Source organism: Brevundimonas sp. (genome assembly GCF_029945885.1).
Lineage (GTDB): Bacteria > Pseudomonadota > Alphaproteobacteria > Caulobacterales > Caulobacteraceae > Brevundimonas.
Map to the genome: position 1 here is coordinate 1 of NZ_JAQSDK010000022.1, position 2,055 is coordinate 2,055.

General features: G+C 71.1%; 1 protein-coding gene. It reads right to left on the reverse strand.

The window, feature by feature from the left end; translation table 11 throughout:
• Nucleotides 1-16: 16 nt before the first annotated feature.
• Nucleotides 17-2,055: autotransporter outer membrane beta-barrel domain-containing protein (locus PSV00_RS09650; RefSeq protein ID WP_300446510.1), on the reverse strand; the 2,039-nt coding region annotated here is incomplete at its 5' end.

The following is a 2,055-nucleotide window of genomic DNA, read 5'->3' on the forward strand; positions in this document are numbered from 1 at the left end:
CGGGGAAGGCCTCAGCCTACCATTGGACGCTCATGCGGGCACCGATCTGGTTGTCGTGCAGGCGCTGGCTGAACACGGCGCGATAGCCGGTCGACAGGGTCAGGCCTTCGCGCGGCTGGTATTCGAAGCCCAGCTCCGCGGTTCCGGCCAGCGGGGTGGCCCCCGCCCCCTCGACCGTGAAGCCGCCGAAACCGGCCGCGGCCCCGCTGAAGCGCATGTCGCCGCTGGCCTCGCGGTCGCCCGTGGTGATCAGCACACCCAGACCACCATACATCCGCAGGGGCTGGCCGCTCAGCTGATAGTCCTGGGTGCCGCGCAGGTTCAACTGCGTCGTCTGCCAGTTGCGCTCCTGGTCGGCGACCTCAAGCGACAGGCCTCCGGCACCGGTTTCGGTGAAGGCGTCGATCGTGCTGCGCGACAGGGTCTGCATCAGCCCGACCGAGATCGCGCTGCCGTCCTCATGCACGAAGCGGCGCGCGACGCTGGCCGACAGCGACTGACCCTCGCCGTGGGTCCGGCCGGTCGCCTGACCGCTGAAGGCCCCGACCGACACCGTGCGCCGGCTGTCGATCTCGCCGCCATAGGCCGAGGCCGTCAGGTCGGCGGCCCAGCGGCCGTTGTCATAGCGGGCATAGCCGGCGGCATGCAGCAGGTCGCTTTCGAACGTGGACTGGCGTCCGCTGACGTCGCCCTCCATCCGCGAGGCCCCGGCCGCCGCGCCCAGCACAAAGTCGCCGGTCCCGACCGCATAGCCGCCGACGAAGGCATTCAGCCGCGTCTGCAGATCCGCCTGGCCCTGCTTGCCCTGAAGATCGACGTCACTGGCGTGAACCGAAATCCAGCCGCCTTCGGCCGAACCTGTCCCCGCCGACGGGTCAAAGGCGTCGAGGACGCTGGTGACCATGGCCGAGGCCCCGTCACGGCCGCCGACGAAGCTGAAGGCACTGGCGAAATTGAGCGGGTTCGCGCCCGGGATCCGGGCGGCCCCGGCCTCGCGCACGGCCCCGGCGAAGGCGTCATTGGCCGCCAGCAGGGCGCTGGACAGGTCGGCCAGGGCCTCGCCGCCCAGGCTGTCGAACGTCGCCTGTTGTTGCGCAGGCGTCAGATCCGCCAGCCGGCTCAGGACGCCGGCCCAGTCGTCCGATGCCTCCAGCTGACCGCCGGTCAGGGCCTGACCGATGGACCTCTGGTTGTCGCTACCGGTCAGCCCGGGCGTGAAGTCGACCAGACTGCGCAACTCCAGCACCGCCGCATTGGGGGCCAGGTCGTAGCGCACCCGCCAGAACAGGGTCGACTGACCCGGAGCCGCGGTGAAGGCTGCGCCGTTGCTGAAGGTCCCGACGCGCTGGCCGGCCGTCAGGAACTGGTAGCGGGTCAGGAAGTCATAGCCCCCCGCCGGAGCCTGGAAGGTCGGGGCCAGGATGCCGCCGGTCAGGTTGGCGGTGCCCGAAACCACGAGGCGGTCGGTCAGATTGCCGCCGGCCGTGCCCAGCACGTCCAGCGCCAGGGTGCCGCCGTTCAGGGTCAGGCTGCCGACCGCAAACGTGCCGAGGGCATTCGAACCGCCCAGACCGGGCGACAGGGTCGCCCCGCCCGACACCGTCAGGGCCCCGCCGATCGTGCCGGCTCCCGTCAGACTGCCGCCGGTGATGGCAACGCCGCCGCTGGTGGTGCCGAGGAAGCGCAGCTCGCCGCCGGTGTTGGCCAGGGTCTGCAGGCTGTGGGCACCCGCCAGGGTGAACAGCCCACCGGTGTGAACCAGCGAGCCCGCCCCGGTCAGCGTGCCTCCGAAGGCCGAGTCCCCACCGCCGACGCTCAACTGTCCCGAACTGATCGCGACCGTCCCGGTCCCGAACAGGGCCCCGATCGTATCGAACCGGCTGTTGACGTCGAAGGTCGCGCCGCTCGAGACCGAGACCAGAGCGCTGTCGGCCAGACGATCGGAGGCCCCCAGGCGCAGGGTGCCGGCGTTGACGGTGACCTGCGAGGCCGCGGCTGACCCGGTCAGGGTCGAGACCCCGCCGAGGTTGAACAGGGTGCCCGCGCCAAGGTTGG